Source organism: Pseudoalteromonas sp. Z9A5 (genome assembly GCF_011378875.1).
Lineage (GTDB): Bacteria > Pseudomonadota > Gammaproteobacteria > Enterobacterales > Alteromonadaceae > Pseudoalteromonas.
Map to the genome: position 1 here is coordinate 83,152 of NZ_WTLC01000015.1, position 21,681 is coordinate 104,832.

Annotated in this window: 17 protein-coding genes and 1 riboswitch; of the genes, 6 read left to right on the plus strand and 11 right to left on the minus strand. The window is 39.2% G+C overall.

Annotated features, from left to right (window positions below; translation table 11 throughout):
• Window positions 1–12: 12 nt before the first annotated feature.
• From GQR56_RS09715 to GQR56_RS09725, 3 genes are all read right to left on the minus strand, one after another.
• Window positions 13–903, minus strand: coding sequence for a dienelactone hydrolase family protein (locus tag GQR56_RS09715; protein ID WP_166110803.1), 891 nt, complete (start codon window positions 901–903; stop codon window positions 13–15).
• 179 nt (window positions 904–1,082) lie between these two features.
• Window positions 1,083–4,232 carry an efflux RND transporter permease subunit gene (locus GQR56_RS09720; RefSeq protein ID WP_166110806.1) on the minus strand — a complete coding sequence of 1,050 codons (3,150 nt, stop codon included), beginning with the start codon at window positions 4,230–4,232 and terminating at the stop codon, window positions 1,083–1,085.
• Between the two features lie 2 nt (window positions 4,233–4,234).
• Window positions 4,235–5,413: an efflux RND transporter periplasmic adaptor subunit gene (locus GQR56_RS09725; protein ID WP_166110809.1), complete on the minus strand. Its 1,179-nt coding sequence runs from the start codon at window positions 5,411–5,413 to the stop codon at window positions 4,235–4,237.
• A gap of 169 nt (window positions 5,414–5,582) precedes the next feature.
• Between GQR56_RS09725 and GQR56_RS09730 the strand changes: the two genes are divergently transcribed.
• Entirely contained in the window at window positions 5,583–5,846 is a 264-nt protein-coding gene (locus GQR56_RS09730) for a YkgJ family cysteine cluster protein (protein ID WP_024612699.1), read from the plus strand.
• A gap of 159 nt (window positions 5,847–6,005) precedes the next feature.
• Here GQR56_RS09730 and GQR56_RS09735 read toward each other — a convergent pair whose 3' ends face one another.
• A complete protein-coding gene (locus GQR56_RS09735) occupies window positions 6,006–7,862 on the minus strand; it encodes a TonB-dependent receptor (RefSeq protein ID WP_166110812.1) in 1,857 nt (618 codons plus the stop codon).
• Between the two features lie 209 nt (window positions 7,863–8,071).
• On the opposite strand from GQR56_RS09735, the gene GQR56_RS09740 reads away from it, so the two are divergent.
• Window positions 8,072–8,581, plus strand: coding sequence for a peptide-methionine (S)-S-oxide reductase (locus GQR56_RS09740; protein WP_166110815.1), 510 nt, complete (start codon window positions 8,072–8,074; stop codon window positions 8,579–8,581).
• A gap of 361 nt (window positions 8,582–8,942) precedes the next feature.
• Here GQR56_RS09740 and GQR56_RS09745 read toward each other — a convergent pair whose 3' ends face one another.
• From GQR56_RS09745 to GQR56_RS09755, 3 genes are read right to left on the minus strand one after another with little or no spacing between them, the layout of a single operon-like run.
• Window positions 8,943–9,239, minus strand: coding sequence for a hypothetical protein (locus tag GQR56_RS09745; RefSeq protein WP_166110818.1), 297 nt, complete (start codon window positions 9,237–9,239; stop codon window positions 8,943–8,945).
• A 1-nt stretch (window position 9,240) separates the two neighbouring features.
• A complete protein-coding gene (locus GQR56_RS09750; RefSeq protein WP_166110821.1) occupies window positions 9,241–10,116 on the minus strand; it encodes an SUMF1/EgtB/PvdO family nonheme iron enzyme in 876 nt (291 codons plus the stop codon).
• 3 nt (window positions 10,117–10,119) lie between these two features.
• Window positions 10,120–11,130 carry a hypothetical protein gene (locus tag GQR56_RS09755; RefSeq protein ID WP_166110824.1) on the minus strand — a complete coding sequence of 337 codons (1,011 nt, stop codon included), beginning with the start codon at window positions 11,128–11,130 and terminating at the stop codon, window positions 10,120–10,122.
• Between the two features lie 398 nt (window positions 11,131–11,528).
• On the opposite strand from GQR56_RS09755, the gene GQR56_RS09760 reads away from it, so the two are divergent.
• Together GQR56_RS09760 and GQR56_RS09765 are read left to right on the plus strand one after the other, a co-directional pair.
• The gene (locus GQR56_RS09760; RefSeq protein WP_166110827.1) at window positions 11,529–12,197 is read left to right on the plus strand and encodes a DUF4166 domain-containing protein; all 669 of its coding nucleotides are present in this window, start codon (window positions 11,529–11,531) and stop codon (window positions 12,195–12,197) included.
• A 56-nt stretch (window positions 12,198–12,253) separates the two neighbouring features.
• Entirely contained in the window at window positions 12,254–12,634 is a 381-nt protein-coding gene (locus tag GQR56_RS09765) for an SMI1/KNR4 family protein (RefSeq protein ID WP_024612707.1), read from the plus strand.
• 141 nt (window positions 12,635–12,775) lie between these two features.
• On the opposite strand, the gene GQR56_RS09770 is transcribed toward GQR56_RS09765, so the two are convergent.
• From GQR56_RS09770 to GQR56_RS09785, 4 genes are all read right to left on the minus strand, one after another.
• The gene (locus GQR56_RS09770; protein WP_024612708.1) at window positions 12,776–13,327 is read right to left on the minus strand and encodes a DUF4136 domain-containing protein; all 552 of its coding nucleotides are present in this window, start codon (window positions 13,325–13,327) and stop codon (window positions 12,776–12,778) included.
• A 406-nt stretch (window positions 13,328–13,733) separates the two neighbouring features.
• Window positions 13,734–16,508 (minus strand): ATPase, encoded by a 2,775-nt coding sequence (locus tag GQR56_RS09775; RefSeq protein WP_024612709.1) that lies wholly within the window; start codon window positions 16,506–16,508, stop codon window positions 13,734–13,736.
• Window positions 16,505–17,053 (minus strand): hypothetical protein, encoded by a 549-nt coding sequence (locus GQR56_RS09780; RefSeq protein ID WP_010553432.1) that lies wholly within the window; start codon window positions 17,051–17,053, stop codon window positions 16,505–16,507. Before GQR56_RS09780 ends, GQR56_RS09775 begins: the two co-directional genes overlap by 4 nt.
• 3 nt (window positions 17,054–17,056) lie before the next feature.
• Entirely contained in the window at window positions 17,057–18,328 is a 1,272-nt protein-coding gene (locus GQR56_RS09785; RefSeq protein WP_166110830.1) for a hypothetical protein, read from the minus strand.
• A gap of 222 nt (window positions 18,329–18,550) precedes the next feature.
• Between GQR56_RS09785 and nhaD the strand changes: the two genes are divergently transcribed.
• Both nhaD and lysC read left to right on the plus strand, forming a co-directional pair.
• The gene (nhaD, locus tag GQR56_RS09790; protein WP_007375803.1) at window positions 18,551–19,798 is read left to right on the plus strand and encodes a sodium:proton antiporter NhaD; all 1,248 of its coding nucleotides are present in this window, start codon (window positions 18,551–18,553) and stop codon (window positions 19,796–19,798) included.
• A 101-nt stretch (window positions 19,799–19,899) separates the two neighbouring features.
• A riboswitch (Lysine riboswitch) is annotated at window positions 19,900–20,072 on the plus strand.
• Window positions 20,073–20,147: 75 nt separating this feature from the next.
• Window positions 20,148–21,551, plus strand: coding sequence for a lysine-sensitive aspartokinase 3 (lysC, locus tag GQR56_RS09795; protein ID WP_166110833.1), 1,404 nt, complete (start codon window positions 20,148–20,150; stop codon window positions 21,549–21,551).
• Window positions 21,552–21,681 lie beyond the last annotated feature (130 nt).

Here is a 21,681-nt window from a genome sequence, read left to right on the forward strand (position 1 = left end):
ATTTTTTATTAGCTAACTTAGCTTTTTATCAAAAAACTCAACGGTACGTTGCCATGCAAGCTCGGCATTGTCTTTATCATAACGACCTGTAGAGTCGTTATGAAAACCATGATTTGCCCCTTTATACATATGCATAGTGTATTCAACGTTATTGGCTTTTAAGTCTTGTTCGTACTGTGACCACGACGCGTTTACACGTTTATCTAGCTCGCCCAATTGAATCATTAATGGTGCTTTAATATTTTTACGTAAACTTTCGCTGGCTGGAGTGCCGTAAAAAGGCACTCCGGCGCTGATTAAGTTGCTATCTACTGCCGCTAAATAATTAACAATGTAGCCGCCAAAACAAAAACCGACAGCGCCTAACTTACCGTTACTGTTAGCATGCGATTTTAAAAAGTGTGCAGCGGCTACAAAATCGTTTTGAATTTTAGCGCGATCCATAGTTTTTTGCATAGCGCGTCCTTCATCATCATTACCAGGGTAGCCACCCAATGGAAAAAGCGCGTCGGGTGCAAATGCAATAAAGCCCACTTTAGCTAAACGCCTTGCTATGTCTTTTACGTACGGGTTTAATCCACGGTTTTCGTGTACCACGAGTACAACAGGAAGCTTACCCTCTACATTTTTAGGGATTGCTAAGTAACCTTTGCCTTTACCGTGTCCGTCTGGCGAATCGAATTCTTCGTACGTTGCCGTTATATCGTCATCGTTAAACGATACTTGTTCAGCCAGTGCGTAATTAGGTAATAATGCTGATGTAAGTACAGCCATCGAAAAGCCAAGTGCAGCAAGGCCACCGAGTTTTTTCATAAACGTACGTCGGTCCATTAAACCGTGGGCGTACTCGTCATACCAATCAAAGGCTTCTTGAGGAATGTGATCAGAGGGAGATGTATTCATGGCTGTTCCTTAATTTTATTATGTCTATTTATTATTTAAATACCATAACGTATTAAGAATAAAAAACGAGCAGTTTATGTCTTAAATAATAGGATCATTTATTTAAGCTAAAGCGAAAAAGAAAAAACTCAGCATAATATGCTGAGTTTTTATGGTTGGGATACCTTATTTATAACCAGTTAATCATGTATAGCTGCTGGTTGAGGATCTGTTATTAAAGGCTTTTTATTTTTCTTTCGCATTAAACGCTTAATGTCCTCTAGTGCAACGTACTGGCACGGTATAAGTATCAGTGTAATTACTGTGGCAAATAACACACCAAAAGCAAGTGATACAGCCATTGGGATAACAATTTTAGCTTGTAAACTCGTTTCAAAAATAATTGGCATGACACCAATAAAAGTAGTGATTGAGGTGAGTAATATCGCTCTAAAGCGACGAGCACCGGCTTGCATTACAGCATCCTTAATCGCAACACCTTCAGCGCGTGCTTTGTTTACAAAATCAACCATAACGAGGGAATCATTTACGACCACACCCGCTACAGCAATTATGCCAAACATAGATAAGCTACTCATGGTCATACCTAAAATCATATGCCCAAACATAGCGCCAACTACACCAAACGGAATAACCGACATTATAATAAGTGGTTGTGAGTAAGATCGAAGCGGAATCGCTAACAAGGCAAATATAATCATCATTGATATACCAAAGTCACGAAGCTGCTCTGAAGCGCTATCCATTTCTTCTTGAATACGGCCAGCTACATCACTTGTAACGCCAGGGTAGCTTTTAAGTAATGATGGTAAGTATTCATCGCGAATTTCCTCAGCAATCGCAAATGGTTCGGCTTTGTCGGTATTTACCGCAGCCCAAACGTTAACTGTACGTTTAGAGTTTTCGCGACGAATACGGTTTACACCGTCAACCAATTTAACTTCGGCTATTTCGCTAAGTGGTACTTCAGCGCCTGTAGGTGTAATAATACGCACACTTGCTATGTCGCTAATTGAATTACGTTCGTCTTCTGGGTAGCGGATCATGACTTTAATTTCTTCGCCTTCACGCAATATTCGCTGCGCTTCTAAGCCGTAGTAACTAAAGCTAACTTGCGATGCGACATCAGCAAGCGTTAAACCCATGCTGTAAGCGAGTGGTTTTAAATCAAGTTGCACTTCGTCGGTGGCACTTTGCATTGAGTCGTTTACGTCGCCAACGCCTTCCATTGTTTGTAATTTGGCTTTTAATTTACCAGCCACTTCTTTTAGCTCGTCAGCATTTTTGCCTTCAAGTTTAAAGCTAACGTCGCCATCATCTCTACCGCCATTCATTATACTGTCTTGAATGGTCATGGTTTTAACGCCAGGTAAAGCGGGCATTTGCTCGCGCCATAATGCACTTAGGGCAAAGGTGTCGATAGGGCGTAAATCAGGCTCTACCAAAATAGCCATAATATTTGCTTCAGTTCGCCCGCGCAGGCTTACCGATAAGTCACGGATCATCGGTTTACCGTATTGTTCTTTTAGTTGCTGATCGACCTTTAACAACACGCTTTCTATTTTACGTGCGGTTTCAAGCGTTGCTTGCTCAGATGAGGCAAGGTTCATTTCTATATCAATACGCGGAAAGTCGTGCGGTATTTTTGGGTTTGGTACAAACTTAACTAAACCACCTGCAAACATACCTGCGCTTACAATAAGTAAACACATAAAGCCGACAATTACAGTATAGCGATAGTGAATACAGCGGCTAACAAAAGGAAGGTAGTAGTTATTCACAAAGCCTTTTAAGCCACTATCAATTACCATACGTAAGCGATGCAATGGATTTTTAGGGTTTGGTTTACGCGGGTTCATTGCTGCAATGTGTGCAGGTAAAATAAGTTTTGATTCAATGAGTGAAAAAATCAAACATAAAATAATCACGCCACCAATGGCCTTAGAAAAAGCAGCACCAGGGCCGGTTGCGAGTGTTTGTGGTAAAAATGCAGCAATGGTAGTTAGTACACCAAAGGTTGCTGGCATCGCAACACGTTTAACACCGCGTACTACGTTATCAAGTGTATGACCGTATTTTTCTATTTCGGCACTGGCTGATTCGCCAACAACTATGGCGTCATCAACAACAATCCCGAGCACAAGTATAAAGGCAAAAAGTGAGGCTAGGTTAATTGTTACATCTAAAAAGCCAATGGGCATAAACAAAAAGGCACCTAGAAAAGACACCGGTAAACCCATCATTACCCAAAATGCCAAGCGTAGTGGTAAAAATAGTGCCAGTACTATCATTACTAACAAGCCACCCCAAATCATGTTATCGACCATCATATCAAGTCGACCTTCAAGGTAGTAAGTTAAATCAACAATAGGAGAGAGCTTAACGCCTGCAGGTAAAAGCGGCTCTTTAGCGGCCATGTAGCTTTTAAGTACTTTTGCTACATCGGTAATGTCTTGATCTTTTGATGCATTAACTTCAAACGATAATGAGTTTTTACCATTATATTTTGAATACTGCAGGCCTTCTTCAAAGCCATCGTTAATGGTTGCTACATCGCCTAAATAAATTTGTGCGCCATCAGCAAGGGTAATAAGCGGCAGTTTTTCAAACTCAAAGCCACGGTAGGCTTGTTTTTCAACACGCATCGAAATATAACCGTTTTCAGATCGTATTTGTCCCGCCGACATATTGGCCGAAAAGTTTTGCACCGCGCCTGCAATATCTCTAAATGTTAAGCCATATTCGCGCAGTTTATCGGGGCTGACTTCTATGCCAATTTCGTACTCTAAACCGCCGTTAAAATTAACAAGGTTAACGTGAGGCAGTGCTTGCAGTTCATCTTTTATATCGTTGCCAAGCTCTTTTAACTGGTAGTTACTCATGTCGCCATAAAGCGCGAGTATCATTACTTCTTGCTCAAACTTATCGCGGCGAACAACAGGTCGCTCCATCCCCGCAGGAAAGGTGTTTATTGAATCAACTTGTACTTTAATTTCATCAAGTACTTCTTGTGGATTGTATTGTTCTTCTATTTCAATCCACGCTTGTGAAAAACCACGGTTAGAGTAAGTAATTAGGCGTTTAATACCTTCAATACCTTCGAGGTTTTCTTCAACTTTTATGGTTATTCCTTCTTCAACCTCTTGCGGGGCAGCTCCTGGGTAAACTGCTTGTACGCTTATCCAGTTACTTTCAAACTGTGGGAACATTTGTTTGCGAATGGTCATCGCCATTAAAATACCGCCCACTAATATAAATATCATTAGTAGGTTGGCAGCAACGGGATTTCGGGCAAACCATGCTATTAATCCTGTTTCACGAGTGCTCATGATTATTCCTCTTTCAGCGCAAGTTGAGTTACATCAGTTTTATTAGGCACAATATCTTCAACTTTTACTGCCATACCTTCAGTAGGATACTCAAGCGCTGAGGTAACAATTTGCTCGCCATTTTTTAACCCTTGACTGGCTATAATCATGCCGTTTTGTTCGCGTATAATATTGAGGGTTTTAAACGACAATGTTAAATCGTCATTTAAAATGACAATTTTATTATCTTTAACTAAATGGTGCGCAACAATAATCGCGTTATCAAGCGGGCGACCTTCAATTGTAGCGTTAATGTATGACCCAAAACGAAGTGGGCGTGTTTTATCGCCATAAGGTGTTGCAAGCTGTGCAACTAAGTAGCTCATGCGGCTTGTTTGATCAACCACACCTTCGGTGCGAATTACTATTGCCTGCCACATTGTTTGCTTACCCGCATATTCTGCGTTAAATGTAACGTTTGAGCCTACACCGCCGTTTTTTAAATATTGTAGTTCTTGGTCGGCAACCGGTAAACGTACCTCTGCAACTGAGGTTGCACTTAATGCACCAAAGCTGCTACCAGGATTTACTACTGAGCCTAAGCTAATTGTGCGCTCATTAATAATGGCATCATATGGAGCTTTAATATAAGTACGTTCAAGATTACGGCTAGCACGTTTAACACTTGCTTGAGCAGAGCGGTAACGAGCTAGTTTTTCGGCTAATTGTGGCTTACGTAAATAAAGTTCTGAGGCGATAGCTTCGCTTGAATCTGACTTAATACGCTCCCATTCAGCTTTTGCTACATGTGCTTGTGCGCGTTCTATTTCAAGTGCTGAGCTTGCTTGTGCTAAACCGGCTTGCGCTTCAATAAAGTCTGCCTCGTAATCATTTGCATCAATTCGTGCTAAAATATCGCCTTGCTTTACAAACGCGCCTTCAACAAATTGATCTGATACCGAAATAACTTGCCCGCTTACTTGCGCTATCAGCTCGGTACGGTCCTTTGGTTTAACAATGCCGTACGATTTAACATCGAGCGTTATAGAATCTAAAAGTACGCTTTGTGTTGCAACTAAAGGGCGAATATCTTGCTCAGGCTTTTCTTCGGGTGGCTGTTTCATCATCTTAAAAGCTATAGCTAACGCAATGCCGCCTGCTAAAACAGCAATTGGGAGTATTATTTGTTTTGTAGTAGCCACAAGGCATTCCTTCATAATTGGTGGTGACAGAGCAATAATACGCAATAAAGTGTTTACAAGCTGTTTTAAGATGTAACAAAGAATTACATATGTACATTACAACTCAACATGCGGCTAATTACGTTCCTAAAAAGGAATTAAAGTAAATGTTTTTTATACAGAGGATATTATGAAAACCGAATCTATGAGTTGCAGGCTAGGCTGCGGCGCATGTTGTATTGCCCCCAGTATTAGTTCGCCCATTCCAGGTATGCCAAATGGTAAAAAGGCCGGAGAGCGTTGTATTCAGTTGGACGAACGTAATTTATGTAAGTTATTTGGTGATTCAAGCCGACCTAAAGTATGTAGTGATTTTAGCGCCACATTTGATGTGTGCGGATCAACAAATGCACAGGCTCTAGCGCTTATTACAGAGCTCGAAGAGCTAACTTAGTGAGCTATTAAAATACACATATATTTACACTTATCTATTAGTGAGTATTTATTTTAAGTAATTAAAAGCTGCGCTTTTCACGCGAGCAAGCTCTGCGTCTACCGCCAAAGTGTAGGTTTGAGTCTGTTTTGTAGACGTGAAGCTTGCTTACGTTACTGGTTACCAGCTATACGTTGCGCTTAGCGTGTATTGCTCACCACGCCCTGGTGTACCTGGTATTTCTTCAAACGATTCACCCCATAAATTATCTGCGGCTAAGGTAATAAATAAGTTTTTCACCATAGGTGGTGTCATTTTTAGCGTTAAATGAGTAAATAAAGCATCGTCGTCACTACCACGCAGTGCATTTTCGTGTTGCTTGCGCCATTCGTTATCAATTCTAAATTCTAAAATATCGGTAGGGTTCCAAACAGCGCCAAGTGTTATGCGGTGATCAGGGAAATTTAATGCATAAAAGCTAGCATCAATATCTGCCGCACCGTAATTTTCTGACTTATGAAGATACGTGTAACTCGCTACAATTTCGGTAGTATCAAAGTGTTTGGTTGCGAAAAATTCTACACCTGTAGTATCAATATCCACAGGATTTGCAAAGCGTGCCGAGGTAGAATCAAAATTAAACGTCCAGTCGGTTAAGTTATTATCTTTACGATAAAAAATAGCCGAATTAAGCTGCCAACTTTGCTCATCTAGTAATAAACCAAGCTCCAAGTTTTTAGTGGTTTCGCGCTCAAGATTGTAATTGCTTCTAAATAAGCCACCCGAATCACTGCCGCCAATTGCTGTATAACCGGCTACTTGGCTTGCCTGCGCATACGATAAATAAAACGTGCGCTCAAAACCTTCGCTGTTTTGTGTTTTTAAGGTTACATCACCAATAAGTGACGTTTCAGAGTCGTCTCTGTTAGTGTCGTCAAAAGCAGCACCTAAACGAATAGTAAGTTGCTGGTTGTCCTCAAGCGCTATTTTGTACTCTGGTAGTACACTAACTTTATAATAGTTTCGAGATGTAAAGTTGTTTTCAAGCGTGGTTGATTCAATAGAATCTTCAATAAACTGTGTTGAATAATTTACTGCAAATACATCACTTTGAGTATGTCGACCTGACAATGCTAACGATTTAACCTCGGTTTCGTGAAAGGCTTCAAATGAGCTTGGGTTCTCGCGCGAGAAAATATAATGATCGTTATGCTTACGATAATAAGCAGACACTTCAAAATGACTATTATCTGCGTAGTTTTGCTTATGGTTTAGCATAAGTAAACGTGTTTCTAAGTCTTCGGTTTCGTTAACGCCAAATGGAGTGTACAAATTTGGCCAACCAAAAAACTTATCTTGTGAGCCAAAAAATAGGTCGGTTTGAGAGTCAGAACTTGCTAATTGAACACGACCCGCTGCACGCGTAAAATCGTGGTCGCCATTATCAATTGAGCCATCACTTTGTGAGTGAGAAAACTCACCTTCAAAGCCAAGCGTCCAATCTTTTGCTCCTTCAAGGGGCATACTCACACCAGCGTGTAAGCTTTGTAAGTTAAAATCGTTAGTACCAGTACCTAACGATACGCTGCCACCCGTGTTAATCGGTTTCCAGCCAAACGATACCGTACCTACAGAGCTATTAACGCCGTTAAGAGCATTGTCAGCACCCGTTAAAATAGCCGGACCTGTAAGCATTTGCGGTGCTATAGGAATTTCAGCAAAGTAATGACCAGATTGTGGGTCGAGCAGGGTAGCACTGCCTACTCTAAAGCCTGTGTTTTCAAAAATACCGCCGCGAATAGTTACATCAGCTTGCGCCTCAGCCATATTGCGCGATTGTAAATCAACACGCGGGTCATATTCTAAATTAGATATAGGAGAGTCAAATGTACCTACAGGTAATTTATTTGCAGTGGGCGATGCTTCAACTGTTATTTGTTCGATTGATGTAGGCTTTTCAGTTTTAACTTCGCCGTAGGCAACGTTTGTAACGCTGCATAGCAGCGCAGGCAGTATAAAGTGCGTGGCACTATTCATGTTATGTGTCTCATTTTTTATATGCAATTTTGGTAACAATTAAATTCAGAACACACTTTTCAGGCGTGATAAAATAATTAGATTGAACAACTGCGATTTTTCGCGTTATTGTACATTAATAAGAAAAAACTGCATTTGATAATCATTTACTGTCATCGTTTTTATAGTTTTTTAAATAATTTATAAATTGAATTTTGGTTACGCTTATTATGAATAACGAACAACACAAAAATCACACCTACTCAGAAATGATTTATTTTGCTGGTGGTTGCTTATGGGGTGTGCAAGAGTTTTTAAAACATTTGCCAGGTGTAATTAGCACTGAAGCAGGGCGTGCTAATGGCACAAGTGATAATACCCAAGGCGAATATGATGGTTATGCAGAGTGCGTAAAAGTAATATTTAATACCGAAACGGTTAGCCTAAACGAGCTGATTGGTTACTTTTTTGAGATTATTGATCCGTATAGTATTAATAAGCAAGGTGAAGACGTAGGACCTAAATACCGAACTGCCATTTATAGTGAAGATCAAAGCCATTTAGTGGTGGCTGGCAATTATATAAATCAGCGAAGTGATGCAGATAAAATAGTCGTACAGGTAGAGCTTTTAACTAACTACGTACCGAGCGACCCTGAGCACCAAGACCGACTAACAAACTTTATAGACGATTATTGCCATATACCGCTTGAGTTACTGCATAAGTATAAAGCTAAATAAAGTCTTATTTAGTTGTTATCGTTTTTGCTTTTTGCCTTTTTTGTTCGGTTTATCATTTTTTTTACGAGGAAACATATCTCGAATTAGGTAAGGAACCGCTAATAAAAAGATCCCAGACCCTAAGTAAAAAAACAGGTTAAAAAGATAAGAAAATGGAGAGGTCGAGAAAAAATAAATTTCAGATTCAACTCGATAATCTGTTGGTGTAAGAACATAGCCGTCATATATAGATTTTATCGTGATTATTATAAGCAATAGTCCTATAGAGAAAGAGAACAAGGAGAATGCTATTTGATTCAATAGCATTCTTGTATTACTAATATCAGCGTGTTTTACTTTGGACTTCTTTTTTTTGCTTTTATTATTTAACCGTTTCATGTTTACCAAAAAAAGTAATAATGATAGCTATCAATATCCCTACAAAACCAACGCTTGAAAAAACTAAACTATATTCACTTTTAATGTTAAAAATATTCAATAAGCTAGTTATTAATAAAAGTGATATTCCAGCTGCTTTTACAAGTGTTTGGGCTTTATTTAAACAAAACCATGCTTGACAAGAAGGGCATTGCTTTTCAATGAAAATGCCTTTTTTATTTATATTTTTTATATCCTTACTATCAACCTTACTTTTACAATTTGGGCACGCAACGTTCATTTTAATCCTTTAATTCGTCTTTATTAATTTCTCTTAATACTCTAAACCCAATTGAGTCGGCTCTTGCATTTATAGTAAAGCCCATTCTTAGTGAGTGATGTACATGCGGCTGTGGCATAGTCCAACTGGCACCTTTCACCGTTCTATCATTACAATCACCAGTTTTATTTGCAGCAGTAGTACCCGTTACATTGTTATGATTATCTACGTAACAGTCTTCCACCCATTCATAAACATTTGAGGTTACATCGTATAAACCAAAAGGGTTTGGCTTTAAAATACCTACTTGCCAAGGGTGTCCTAAATCAGAGCCTTTAGGGCAACCACCTAAATCTCTATCGCAGTGGTCAATGCCTTGTTTATACTCATTACCCCACCAAAACTTACTACTTGTTCCAGCGCGAGCAGCATATTCCCATTCGACTTCGCTTGGTAATCGATATGTATAGCCTGTTTCTTTGCTTAGCCATTTTGTATAAGCAACGGCATCAAACCAAGATATATTGATCACAGGTTGCTTACCACGACCCCAGCCCTCATCGCTTGGGCAAGAGCGTATGCCGGTTTTACAAAATTGATCATATTGCGCAAAGGTAATTTCAGTTTCACTTAGTGCATAGCTATCTTTTACTGTCGCTTCAAAAATTGGCGCTTCATCTTGAAAAGAACGAAAGTTTTCACCGCCTATGGTGCCTGTACCAGGCGGTATTATTACCATATTTGGCGATAACTCACCGTTTTTGAGCTTATCTTGTATATAAGTAACTTCATGATTAGTGAGTTTGAAACTAGGCCTGCTAATATTAAAAAAGCCAACAGAAAACCCAATCAAAATTATAATAATAGCTAGATATTTTATTTTTAGTTTAGACAACATATATCACTCTGTAGTTATACCAATCATATAGGTTGCTGAATTGCTCACTTTATTGTGTAAACCATTTACACTACCGTACATTGTTGCAGCTGTACCAGCTCCGGTAGCGAGTGATTTTTGAGTTAAAAAAGCTTTATAAAAAGAGCTTCTAATTAATCGTTGTACTTGTGCTTGGGTGTACACTTTTGTTGCTTTAGTACCATCGTCTAAAAGGGTTTGCCCACGTATAACTTGTTTAAGTAATTTTTGATTTTTAACTAATCGAGGGTTATTTAATTTTAAAATCTCTACTGCGAGTTTTTTACGGTTTTCACGGGTCATCCCTTGATACATTTTTAATAGCTTATTTTGCCCAAGCGCTTTATTTTGTTTAAATTTAATTAATAAAGAGCCAGCATCTAAACCTGCTTTGGTCAAATCAGCTACTTGAATCACGTCTAATGTAACCATTAAAGTTGAAAACATAGGAGATGAGTCAAGCCATTGATTATATTCTTCATTACCGTTTAAACTGTTAAATACACGACCAAGACTTACGCCACATTGAAACGTTGAAGCCGCAGTTGAAGTTAATGTTAAAGGAATTGCAGCCCAAGTAGCGCCAACAGTAACAGCCCCTCCACCAGTTTCAACGAGTATTAGTACCCAACCAGAAGCTGCCCCTGCGCATGAAATCATTGAATTTTTCGACTCTTTCCATATTGAAGAGTTTATCTTGTCTACTTTATCTTGAGCTTTCATCTGTTTAGGGAGAACAAACTCCTTAATGTAGATGACTTTTTTATCTGCTCTACAGCTAACTCTTAATACTTTTTGGTCGTAATTACTATTGGGATTAATAAGCAACATAGCTGGATTTACTGAAAGTTTAGAAATATTATCTTTTTCTGCTTCAAAAATAACGCCAGCTTGTCTAAGTTCTGGATCTGAGTCTAATGAGGCATACATTTCTTGTAATACAGATTTGGGAAATAAACGTTTTACTTTAAGTTCGAATGCGGGATTTGATGACACGCTATTTATTCCATTAAATACTTTTTATTGGCGTAATCTAACATAACTTGTTCGTCATTTAAATTTCTTTTTATTTAAGCTAAGACATTGAAATTATTATGTGTTACTTAAAAGTAAATTTAAATAAATGTGAAATTGCATTCTGAATGCGCGCTTAATTTTAATGTTTTATAGGATGGTGTTTTTAAAAATAAATTAAATTAAATGAAGCCGTAAAAGCTCAATAGTAATGTTTTTCCGATTTTTTATTTTTAAAAAATGATCATATTAAAACTGATTGTTTATTATATTTTTTTACAGAGACTTATATTTAAGATTTTAATACATTACTTTATGACTTAGACTCTCAAGTCATAAAAGTAAATGATTAAAAATCAGCGTTTAGCGATAGGGAAATCATGAATAAATCGATATTTCAGATAGTATTAAAAGAAAACTGGGATAATCTTGGTGACGTTATTAAACGGCATTATTTTTTAAAGCCATTTTCAAATGACCATATTTGTGTTTCTGGGACAATGTCAGAAATATATCACTCTCCTTTAGCTAAGTTATTTATACCCTTTGGTGTATTGTTCGGGGCTGTGGTCCCATATAAAGGGCGCAATATTCCAATCGATGTAAACTACAATAGCAGTACTAACAATACGAATTTGTATTGGGATAGGGTGTTTAAATTTTCTGATAATCACCATTTTCACTTTAAATCACATATGGAGCATGTTCAGGATAATGAAGTGATTGAGTTTGTTCGCTTTGGTGTTGGCATGCGACTAAAAGTAACCGCAGAGGACGGCGCTATCGTATTTAGAGATAATGGTTACATTTGGCGGTTATTTAATATAGATATTCCAATTCCCGTAGGGCTTATTTTTGGCAGTGCATATGTAGAAGAGCGACCCATAGACGACAATAGTTTCAGTATGAAAATGATTATGAAACATCCACTATTTGGTATTATGTTTCGTTATAACGGTCAATTTAAGTTGGATATTAGCGATAAAAGTACAGCTAAGAGTATAGGTAAGAGTATAGCTAAAACCACTGTTAAAAGTGACGACAGCTAACTATAACTTATTATCAAAAATCAGGATTTAGTAACTTAATTTAAGAAAGGAATGGCGTGAATCTAATCGAAATATTAAAAGCTCACTCTAGTAAAGTTGGGCAGGGCCAAAGCATAAAAAAAGTTCATGATTTAGAAGCAAGGTTAAATATTAATTTACCTCAAGACTTTACCGATTATCTTATAAGTTTAAATTATGCAGAAATATTTGATGATCCAGTTTATGGGATTAACCCAGAGATAAAGCGGTTAGATATTTACGAGCAAAATAAACATAAAGAACATTTTAAGTTTGGGTTTCTAGAGGTGTTTTCAAACGATATTGATGGCACTGTTTATATTCGACCAGATACAGGAAATGTATATAACGCTAGCTTTTCAATGCCTATAGCAAAATCGTTCACAGAATTTGCAGCTAACGTTATTAAAGAAGCGTAAATAAGTAAAATTAAAAATAAGTTTATATGTAAGTACAATTCACATTGCTACTACTTATTATAAGTTTTGTGATTACACAGTAAAACAAACAGACACGAAAAAGCTCACAAACCTGTGAGCTTTTTTAAAACTAACTAAAACTTATTGCTGCTTTTGCGGCGGAAAGTTACTTAATATTTCGCTAACTGTTTTATTAATTGAAGCTTCACGCTTTTCTGGTGATTGGTTTTTCTTTAATCGACCTTCTTTAGCGCCGCGCCATACTAGCTGGTTTGATTCACGATCCACAATATCAATAATTAGCGTGCCTACTTCGTATTCACGCGCGGTTGTATCTTTTTGAAAACCACTTCCCCAGTAACCCCAATTATGGCGGTAACCTGTGCTAAACGTGTCTATTTCAAGTTCTTTATCAACCGATGCATGATAATTAACAAGTACATCAGCTTGCGTTGCATCAACTAAGCTCATACCTAATGTTTGGCTCAGCTCTGCGTTTACGGCAGTGCGAACACGTTTTTCCATAAGGCCATTTATTTGATAGTTATTTGTGTCTTTAGTCAGGCTGGCGTTTTCTACCCAAGCAAATGTTTTAAAATTATTAAAGTTAGCTGATTTGTCGTAATCCCAATCTGGGGTTTGTGTACAGGCAGTAAGTAGTGCTAGCGCTGCAACAATAAGTATATTTTTCATTACGTTTGCTCCAATAAATTACGTTGATTTAAAATAACACAAATTATTTGAATGTGTATTATTTAAACGTCCTAAATATTAGTCTAATTGTTAGGGCGTGTTGACCTCTCGTGGTTGAATTTGCAGCAGTATGTTTGGTATTTGGGCAAGGCAGAGCCTATGTAGTGTGGTTATTCCCCATAAATAGGCGATAACGCAGCATAAATGCCAAACATGCGCTGTCCTTTGGGTTCTTTCTAGGGACGGTTAACTCTTTGTTGCTCGGTTTTTACTTAGCCCGCTAGGTTACAAACCTCACGCCGCGATTAAATCGTCCCTAGATTGAACAAATTTCAATCCACAAAGGTCAACACGCCCTAAGGCTGAACGACTAGTTAACCTATGTTAATTAGTCGTTGTTTATTAACTAATGTTCAACTTCAATCCAATCTTTTTCATCTACCCAGTTTTGTGCACCGTCTTTTACCGAGCGAATAGGCACAATGTAGTCACAACTTATTTGTGGCTTAACTGAAGCAAATATAGGCACAAAACCAAAGCTTAGTGCGGTTTCTATAATTGCTTTTTGATTTTGCGGGTCAATGTCGGCCGCTTCATCTATGTAAATAGGTATACGGTATAGGTTTTGTTCCTGATCGCTTAATAGGTAGCGAATAAACAACATGCCACACAATAACTTAATCGTAATACGTGTGCCGTTTGAACCCGCCGAATCTATTTTTTCAAAGTGCTCTGTTTCACCTGCGCGGTTAACCACTTCAAATCGAATATCAAATAAATCGGTAAGTGTTAAACCCGCTTTATCTGAGGCGAGTTTAATTAAGTGATCTTTCGCTTCGTTTACTGCGCTTTCGCTGTACGGTTCTTGGCTCAGTAAATCAAGCGTGTCGCCTTGTTCAAACTGATGCGACGTGCTGATAATAGTATCTATACTATCAACCAGCATTTTGCGCGGTATTACGTTAATTTTAAACGCTTGCAGATTTGAAATACGGTGCTGGCTTATGCCTTTATTAAAGCTGTTCATTTCGCGGCGAAGTCGGTCTAAATCTTCTCGCAAGCCTTTAATAGTTGCAGCCACTTCGGTAAGCGCAACGCGAGCTTGGCGCTCAACAGCGTCGCGTTCGTTATCAATATTATGAAAGGCGCTTATTAGCTTTTGGTATTTAGTGTATTCGTCGTTTTCGTTGTCGAATTTAGTAATACCCGCGTTATATACATGCAAATAGGTGTTGCGCACGTTTATGTCAAAATTACGCAGCTCTTGGCAGTCTTTATTAAAGTGATGAACAAGATCGCTTAAGTTATCAAAGTCGACCGTAATATCAATCATGTACGGGGTCACTTTGCCGCTGTATAAATCAAGCGTGTGGTCAATTCGCTCGCTTTTAACTTGGCGTAAGCGCTCAGTTTGGCGATTAATTTGATCTTGTTTCGATTTAATTAACGAGCGACGATCGGCAATTGAGCCACTATTTTTTTGAATATCTTGCAAGTAGTCGTCAACTTGTTCGCGCTCAGCTAATAATTGCTCTTTTAGCATGGCTTGCGCTTCAACCGACTGCTGCATTATATCAAACTGCTCTAAGCGTTTTAGGGCGCTCTCTGCGCTCATTAGTTCATCGTATAACGCGTCTTTTTCTTTTTGCTTGTCGGCAACGTTTGCAGCAACGTCGCGTTGTTGCTTAAACTCTTTAAGTGAATGCTCAAGTGCATTTAGCTGAGCGGTTAATTGCTCCTTGTTTTCGCCGCTTTGCATTTGCACAGGCGAGAGCTTTTTGAGCTTAATGCTCGCACCTGGTAGCGTTAATACACCGCCTTTAACGTTTTCACTTAATAGCGATAAAAACTCCCCAAACGCGTCTTCGTCATCAATGGTTATATCGCCATTAGTGGTGGTCGCAAACGAGAGAATATCTGGGTTTAAAATGCGCGATATTTCCTCTACTTCTTTTAACGAGAGGTCTTCGCGCATACGGGTAAACAAATTAAACTCAAGGTTTTTAAGTTGCAGCTTTAAGCTCTTAATTTGTTTTTGTGTTTCGCTAATGCGGTAGTCAAGCGTGTGCAGGCTTTGCCCTTGTGCGCTGGTTATAGAGTGCGAAAGCGACTCGTAATCTTGCTTTAACTGAGTCAGGCTGGTTTTAAGGGTGGCTTTATTTACCAGTTCAAATTCGCTTTTAAGCGCATCGTAATCTAAAAACCACTGCTCAATTTGTGTTTGTCTGCGCTCTATGTCGCGCGATTGCTGTACGTATAGGCTTTGCTTTTGCTCAAACTCGTGTTTTTCGTGCTCTATATCTTCAAGCGCTATACCCAGCTCATTAAGTTGCGATTCTTGATAAGTATCAAAATCAATCAGTGCTTGGTCAATTTTAGGTGCATACGCCGCTAATTTACCTTTAAGCACGGTTTGGTTTTCAAGCATTGATTCAAGCGCGGCTATTGGCTCTTGCATTGACTCAAGGGCTTTTAGTTCGCGTTTTGAGCGGTTTACTTTATCAAACGAGCGACGCCATACTTCATAAAAGTCGACCTTAGAGTTTGACATATGGCGTTCAAACACGCGTAGCATAAAGCGTTTTACGTCGCTTGCGCCTAATTTGTGTAAGTTAAGAATACGTCTAAATATTTCTTTATAAATAGAGGAGTCTTGCACATTATTTAGCGGGATCATTTTTAGGTTAATGTCGCCGTCAAACGGGGTTGCGCCGCCAGTAAGTAGCGCGTTTAGCTCTTGTGCTTTTAACTCAATAGGATTGTAGTTAAGTGATTTTAAATGGTTGAACAGCTTGGTAAATTTAATAATGGTTTTACCTTGCGTGTACTGCTCTAAATCAAGCTTACCTTGATAACAAAAGTACTGATGCGCGTAACCGGCAATTTTACCAAGCCCTGCAACGCCTATTACTACCGAGCCATGAGGCAAGTTAGCTTCTAGTAAAATGTACGACTGATCGGATGAAAAATAAAACTTACGGGTTTCATCTAAATCGTGTCCGTCCCATTCCGTTAAGCGTAAATCGTTAATAAGCGGAAACTGCAGGGCGTTAATAACCGAGCTTTTACCTGTGTTATTGGGCGCGCAAATAGAGCTGCTTTTATCAAGCGGGATCACACATTTTGCATAGCCTGCGGTGTTAAGTAGGGCGAGTTTACTTAGTCCATATAGATTTTTCATTCCTCGTCCTCTGTAATGTAGGTTTCTTCGTTTACTTCCATGAGTGCATCTATGTAGCGGTGAATTGGCGCTTGTAGCATAAAGCCGCCTTCTACTTCACGGGCTAAACCTAAGCGCACCATGCGCAGGTAAACGTCTTTGCGCAGGTCCGATCCCGAAAATATCTCAAGCTGATCAAACAAATGTTTGTTAATTTGCACCAGCGTTTGCATAAGCTCTAAATCGTTTACGTCGTCAAACAATGCACGCATTGGATCTTTACCCGTATTGGCGTAGTGCTCAATTAAAATGTAAATGGTGAGTGCGATAGCGCGAGATATTTTGCCCATATTGGGTGTGCTTTCGTCGCTACCAAAGTAATAAAAGCCACGGCTGTCGCGTTTTAAATCGTTACCTAAAGCGGTAAATAGGGCGGTGTAGTCTTCTATGTGTTGGTCAAGCTCTTGCCACATTACGTTGTCTTGCTCGCAAATGTGATAACCCGCTACTAATTTTTTATTAATGGCTTGTAGGTGGGTTAGCTCGTCTAAGTTTATGTGTGTCATGGTTTATTTACCTGCCTTTGAATCTGGCTGAGGCTCTGAATTAAATGGATATAAAGAAAAGTGCTGACCGGCAATTTTTACGCGGGCTTTTTCATCGCTTTGAATTATTTTAATATCGCTGTCGCTGACTAATTTTTGATACAAAAATAGCATTTCGTCGGCATCGAGATTTGGGTAGCTTTCGTCTAAAAATTGCAGCAAGGGTTGCGGCTTTTTGCGTTTTTTATTAAAGCGCTTAGCAAAGTTGGTTTTAACATCGTTGTAGTCAGGAATATTAGGCGTAACAAATGCAGGCACGTCTTGTTGATCTGGCAATTGGTATTCTTCGTGTTCAAATTCAACCAAGCTTGCCATGTAAGCCACAATATGACGTTGCTGACCAAGTGAATATCGCTGCGCGTCGCTTACAAAATGTGGTTGCACAGCACTTAGCATATTGTCTACGCCATTTTTACGTACAAGCCCAAGTACTTTGGCTGCTTGGCGAGTAATTAAGTTATTACGGCGTAACTCTTCGCGCAGCGGCATAAGCATATCGGCACTTTTACGTAAGCTTTCTCGACCCACTAAATGCATTTCGAGTATACGGGTACGTAATTGCTCCAACATGCGTTTGTCGTTGTACGCTTTACCTGAGCGCTCAATGTGCAGTATTTGCTTACTTATTTGCTCTTCAATGAGGGTAAAACACGCATGAAATTCACCACGTATATCAACCATTTCAAGTATTGGCTCTATGTATTCGTCAAACGCTTCTATTACTGCTTTGTAACGTTTTTGCAGCGATTGCACCGCATTATTAGATTTAGCTTGTTCAACAATATTTAAAATAGCGTTTTCGTTGTGTGCGTATAGCTTCATTATTTTACGGACCCGATCATCCATAATGCGGCTGTAGCGGCGTAAGTCGTCAAAGTCTTCTATTTCGCCAGCGTTATCTAGGCGATTACCTAAACGTGCGAGGTCGTCGACTAATACGCTAATTTCTTGCGCTAAGCCTAAATGTTCTTCTTGCAATAAAAAAGTAGCAAAATCGGCAATGGCACGATTTATTTCAAGCTGAGAGGATTTAGCCAGTGGAATTAAAATATCTTGGTTTAACAAACGATTTGTTTCTTTATAAATGCGTTCGTTTGACCACGTAGGCTGCTTTTGCTTAATAGCGTTTTGTACGTCTTTTAGGCTAAAGTCAGCCATTTTAAAACGTTTAAATAATAGCGCTAATACACCCCAATGTTCGGTTATGGTGTTTAGCAGCTTTTTAGCTGGGATCATAAGAGGTTACAACATCCTAGTATTTTATTATTGAGTTCTTTTAGAAGACTCATTATTACGTATTTTTAATTAACCTTGTCTGTATATAGTATTCGTTTTTAAGACCATTTAATAATAGTTTTTGCATAGAGGCAGTGCTAAAATTCGCGCCGAAAATAGGCACATGAAATGGAATGTTATTTGTGTGTTCTTTAAAACTATATCAAAGGTTGTTTAACTACCATGGTTTCCTCGATTATTCTAACCCTGATAGCGATTGCATTTTTACTGATCGTTATAGAAGATATAATCCATGTTAATAAAGCTAAAACCACGCTGTTTTTTGGTACGCTTTGCTGGATTCTTCTTTTTATATACCCTCTACACGGGCAAAGCCCCGATACGATTCAACACCTTTTAAATGAAAATATTTTAGAAATTGCATCTCTATGGCTATTTTTAATGGCTGCGATGACCTTTGTAGCGTATTTAAATTCAAAGGGGTTTATAGAAAATATTGTGCACCGTGTTATGCCAAAAAGTATTAGCGAAAAAAAGCTCATGTTTTTGGTGGGTGGTTTTGCATTTTTGTTTTCGTCGATTTCAGACAACGTAACAGCTACGCTTATATCGCTCGCGGTTGTTATGTCGTTAAAACTTGAACCTAAAAAGCTCATTAAATACGCCACGCTTATTGTGTTTGGGGTTAACTCAGGTGGGGTATCGCTAATAACAGGTGACGTAACCACACTGATGATATTTTTAGACGGCAAAGTAACCATTGCTCATTTATTACTACTTATAGCGCCAGCACTTGCAAGCGTTATGCTGCTAGCCGCGTTACTGTCTATAGGTATGAAAGGGCGTGTTGAGTTTGCTGGTGCAGGTAAAACCCGCATCGAAAAAACCGACATTACCATTGCTGTTATATTTTTATCTACCGTAGTGAGCACACTTATGCTGAGTGTAGTTTACAGCGTACCGCCTTTACTCACCTTTTTGTTTGGCTTATCAGTGATGTTTTTAGTCGCGCAATTTTTAATGCGCAAAAAAGACATTAACAAAGACATAATCGACTTTGTTCGCGATATAGAATACGACACATTATTGTTTTTTGTAGGTGTACTTTTACTTGTAGGCGCACTTAAAGAAATTGGTATGTTGAGTAAATTTACCGACCTATATACGGTAATGGCACCCGAGTACGCAAACTACTTAATGGGCATATTATCAGCAGGGGTCGATAACGTACCGCTTACTGCTGCTTTATTAAAAGCCGATATAGTAATGAGCCAACAACACTGGTTGTCGTTTACGTATGCAACGGGCGTGGGCGGTTCAATGCTGATCATTGGGTCGGCTGCGGGCATTATTGCCATGAGCAAAGTTAAAGCGCTTACCTTTATGAGCTACTTGCGTTTATCGCTGCATTTATTAATTTGCTACACCGTAGGTTATGCAGGCTCGTATTACATGGGCAGTTTTATTTGATGCATAAATTATTAAATGCTTGACAGCTAGACGTCTAAACGATAACTTTCAAAGCCCCGCTACTTAGTGGGGTTTTGTTTTATTAGCCACTGGTTAATAAAGCATTCAGAAGAGGTGCGATACTTAGGTACTTAATGTTAGGCGACGAAAGCCGATGATCATTAAGGAGGGAAGTACTCGCCGAGGAAAATAATGGTACGTCGTCATTGTTTTTCGGTTTATGGGGCTGAATCCTCAAAACTGTCACCAATATAGGTGGAGAGCTTCTGGCAGTGGACTTATCTTCAAGCATTCCTTTGCCAAGTTCTTCTTGTTTTATTGCGGTTTGGATACCGCGAAAGGAGACTAAATGACTACCCAATCAGCGCCACAAACAGTGCCTCAAACAGAGTTAAGCGCAAAATCAGATTACATCGTTGCCAAGTTTGGCGGAACAAGTGTTGCAAACTTTGAAGCGATGAGTCGCTGTAGCGAAATTATTGTTGCAGATAAAAGCGTACGTATTGTTGCCGTGAGCGCCAGTGCCGGCGTAACTAACCACTTAGTTGCACTGTGTAAATCAAGTATTACCTCAAGTGAGCGCCAAGAACACATAAACGGCGTGCTTGCTATTCAACAAACTATTTTAGATGAGTTATCGCTAGATGCCGATTTAGCGGTTGGCTTTAACGAAACCCTAAAAGCATTTCAAATATTGGCTCAAGAGTCACTAACAACCGATCAGCAACACGATGAGCTATTGAGCTTTGGTGAGCGTTTATCGTCGTATTTGTTTGCTCAGGTGCTGCGTTTAAATGGCTTAAATGCCGATCGCTTTGATGTGCGCAAGGTGCTTAAAACCGACAGCCAATTTGGTAAAGCAACGCCTAATGTTGCAGCCACAGCGCAAGCTGCTAAAGAACATTTAATCCCGTTATTAGACGCTCAAGTAATTGTAACTCAGGGATTTATTGGCAGTGACGAATACGGCCAAACCACAACGCTAGGACGAGGTGGTTCAGACTACAGCGCTGCATTATTAGCTGAAGCAATTAACGCTAAAAGCGTGCATATTTGGACCGACGTAGTGGGCATTTTTAGCACCGACCCGCGTTTGTGCGCAAAAGCGACGCCAATTGCACGTTTAAGTTTTGACGAAGCCGCCGAAATGGCAACCTTTGGCGCAAAGGTATTACACCCAGCGACAATTTTACCAGCAAGCCGTAGCCATATTAACGTGTTTGTAGGTTCTAGCCGAGAGCCAGAGCGCGGCGGTACGTGGATTGAGCGCGAAAAATCGCAGCAACCAGGTATACGCGCAGTAACGCAACGTAAAAACCAAATATTGCTTACGCTTAAAAGCCCAGAAATGCTACTAGCAAGCGGCTTTTTAGCACGCGTATTTACACTATTAAGTGAGTACAATATATCAGTAGATTTGGTAACTACATCAGAAATCAGCGTAGCTATAACCCTTGATAACGCGCAAAACGCATCGCGCCCAGAGCTCGATCAAGAATGCCTAGATAAGCTTGCAGAGTTTTGCCATGTTTCGGTAGAAAACAACCTAACATTGGTGGCACTTATTGGCTCTGAGATTCAATTACGCCAACACGAAATGAACTTAATGAGTGTACTAAAAGACTTTAACATTCGATTAATTTGTCACGGTGCTAGTAAGCACAACCTGTGCTTTTTAGTAGAGCAAACTGAGTCAGATAACGTAGTACAGTCTATTCATAGCCGTTTATTAGAAAACGATTTTGCTGCGTAAGTAATCGTTATTAAGGAAAATAACCTAGTAAAATTAACTAGGGGCTGTTGATCTTTGTAGTATATATATTAATCAGCCCACATTGGTAGCCACATCATAGTAAATGCTAAAGCGAGCATGGAATGATAAT

Bases quoted from the DNA above. Each gene is read 5' to 3' on its own strand.
- GQR56_RS09760 (WP_166110827.1), top strand. From the start codon at position 11,529: ATGAATAAATCGATATTTCAGATAGTATTAAAAGAAAACTGGGATAAT.
- lysC (WP_166110833.1), top strand. From the start codon at position 20,148: ATGACTACCCAATCAGCGCCACAAACAGTGCCTCAAACAGAGTTAAGC.
- GQR56_RS09775 (WP_024612709.1), bottom strand. From the start codon at position 16,508: ATGAAAAATCTATATGGACTAAGTAAACTCGCCCTACTTAACACCGCA.
- GQR56_RS09770 (WP_024612708.1), bottom strand. From the start codon at position 13,327: ATGAAAAATATACTTATTGTTGCAGCGCTAGCACTACTTACTGCCTGT.
- GQR56_RS09740 (WP_166110815.1), top strand. From the start codon at position 8,072: ATGAATAACGAACAACACAAAAATCACACCTACTCAGAAATGATTTAT.
- nhaD (WP_007375803.1), top strand. From the start codon at position 18,551: ATGGTTTCCTCGATTATTCTAACCCTGATAGCGATTGCATTTTTACTG.
- GQR56_RS09730 (WP_024612699.1), top strand. From the start codon at position 5,583: ATGAAAACCGAATCTATGAGTTGCAGGCTAGGCTGCGGCGCATGTTGT.
- GQR56_RS09750 (WP_166110821.1), bottom strand. From the start codon at position 10,116: ATGTTGTCTAAACTAAAAATAAAATATCTAGCTATTATTATAATTTTG.
- GQR56_RS09780 (WP_010553432.1), bottom strand. From the start codon at position 17,053: ATGACACACATAAACTTAGACGAGCTAACCCACCTACAAGCCATTAAT.
- GQR56_RS09720 (WP_166110806.1), bottom strand. From the start codon at position 4,232: ATGAGCACTCGTGAAACAGGATTAATAGCATGGTTTGCCCGAAATCCC.
- GQR56_RS09785 (WP_166110830.1), bottom strand. From the start codon at position 18,328: ATGATCCCAGCTAAAAAGCTGCTAAACACCATAACCGAACATTGGGGT.
- GQR56_RS09745 (WP_166110818.1), bottom strand. From the start codon at position 9,239: ATGAACGTTGCGTGCCCAAATTGTAAAAGTAAGGTTGATAGTAAGGAT.
- GQR56_RS09735 (WP_166110812.1), bottom strand. From the start codon at position 7,862: ATGAATAGTGCCACGCACTTTATACTGCCTGCGCTGCTATGCAGCGTT.
- GQR56_RS09715 (WP_166110803.1), bottom strand. From the start codon at position 903: ATGAATACATCTCCCTCTGATCACATTCCTCAAGAAGCCTTTGATTGG.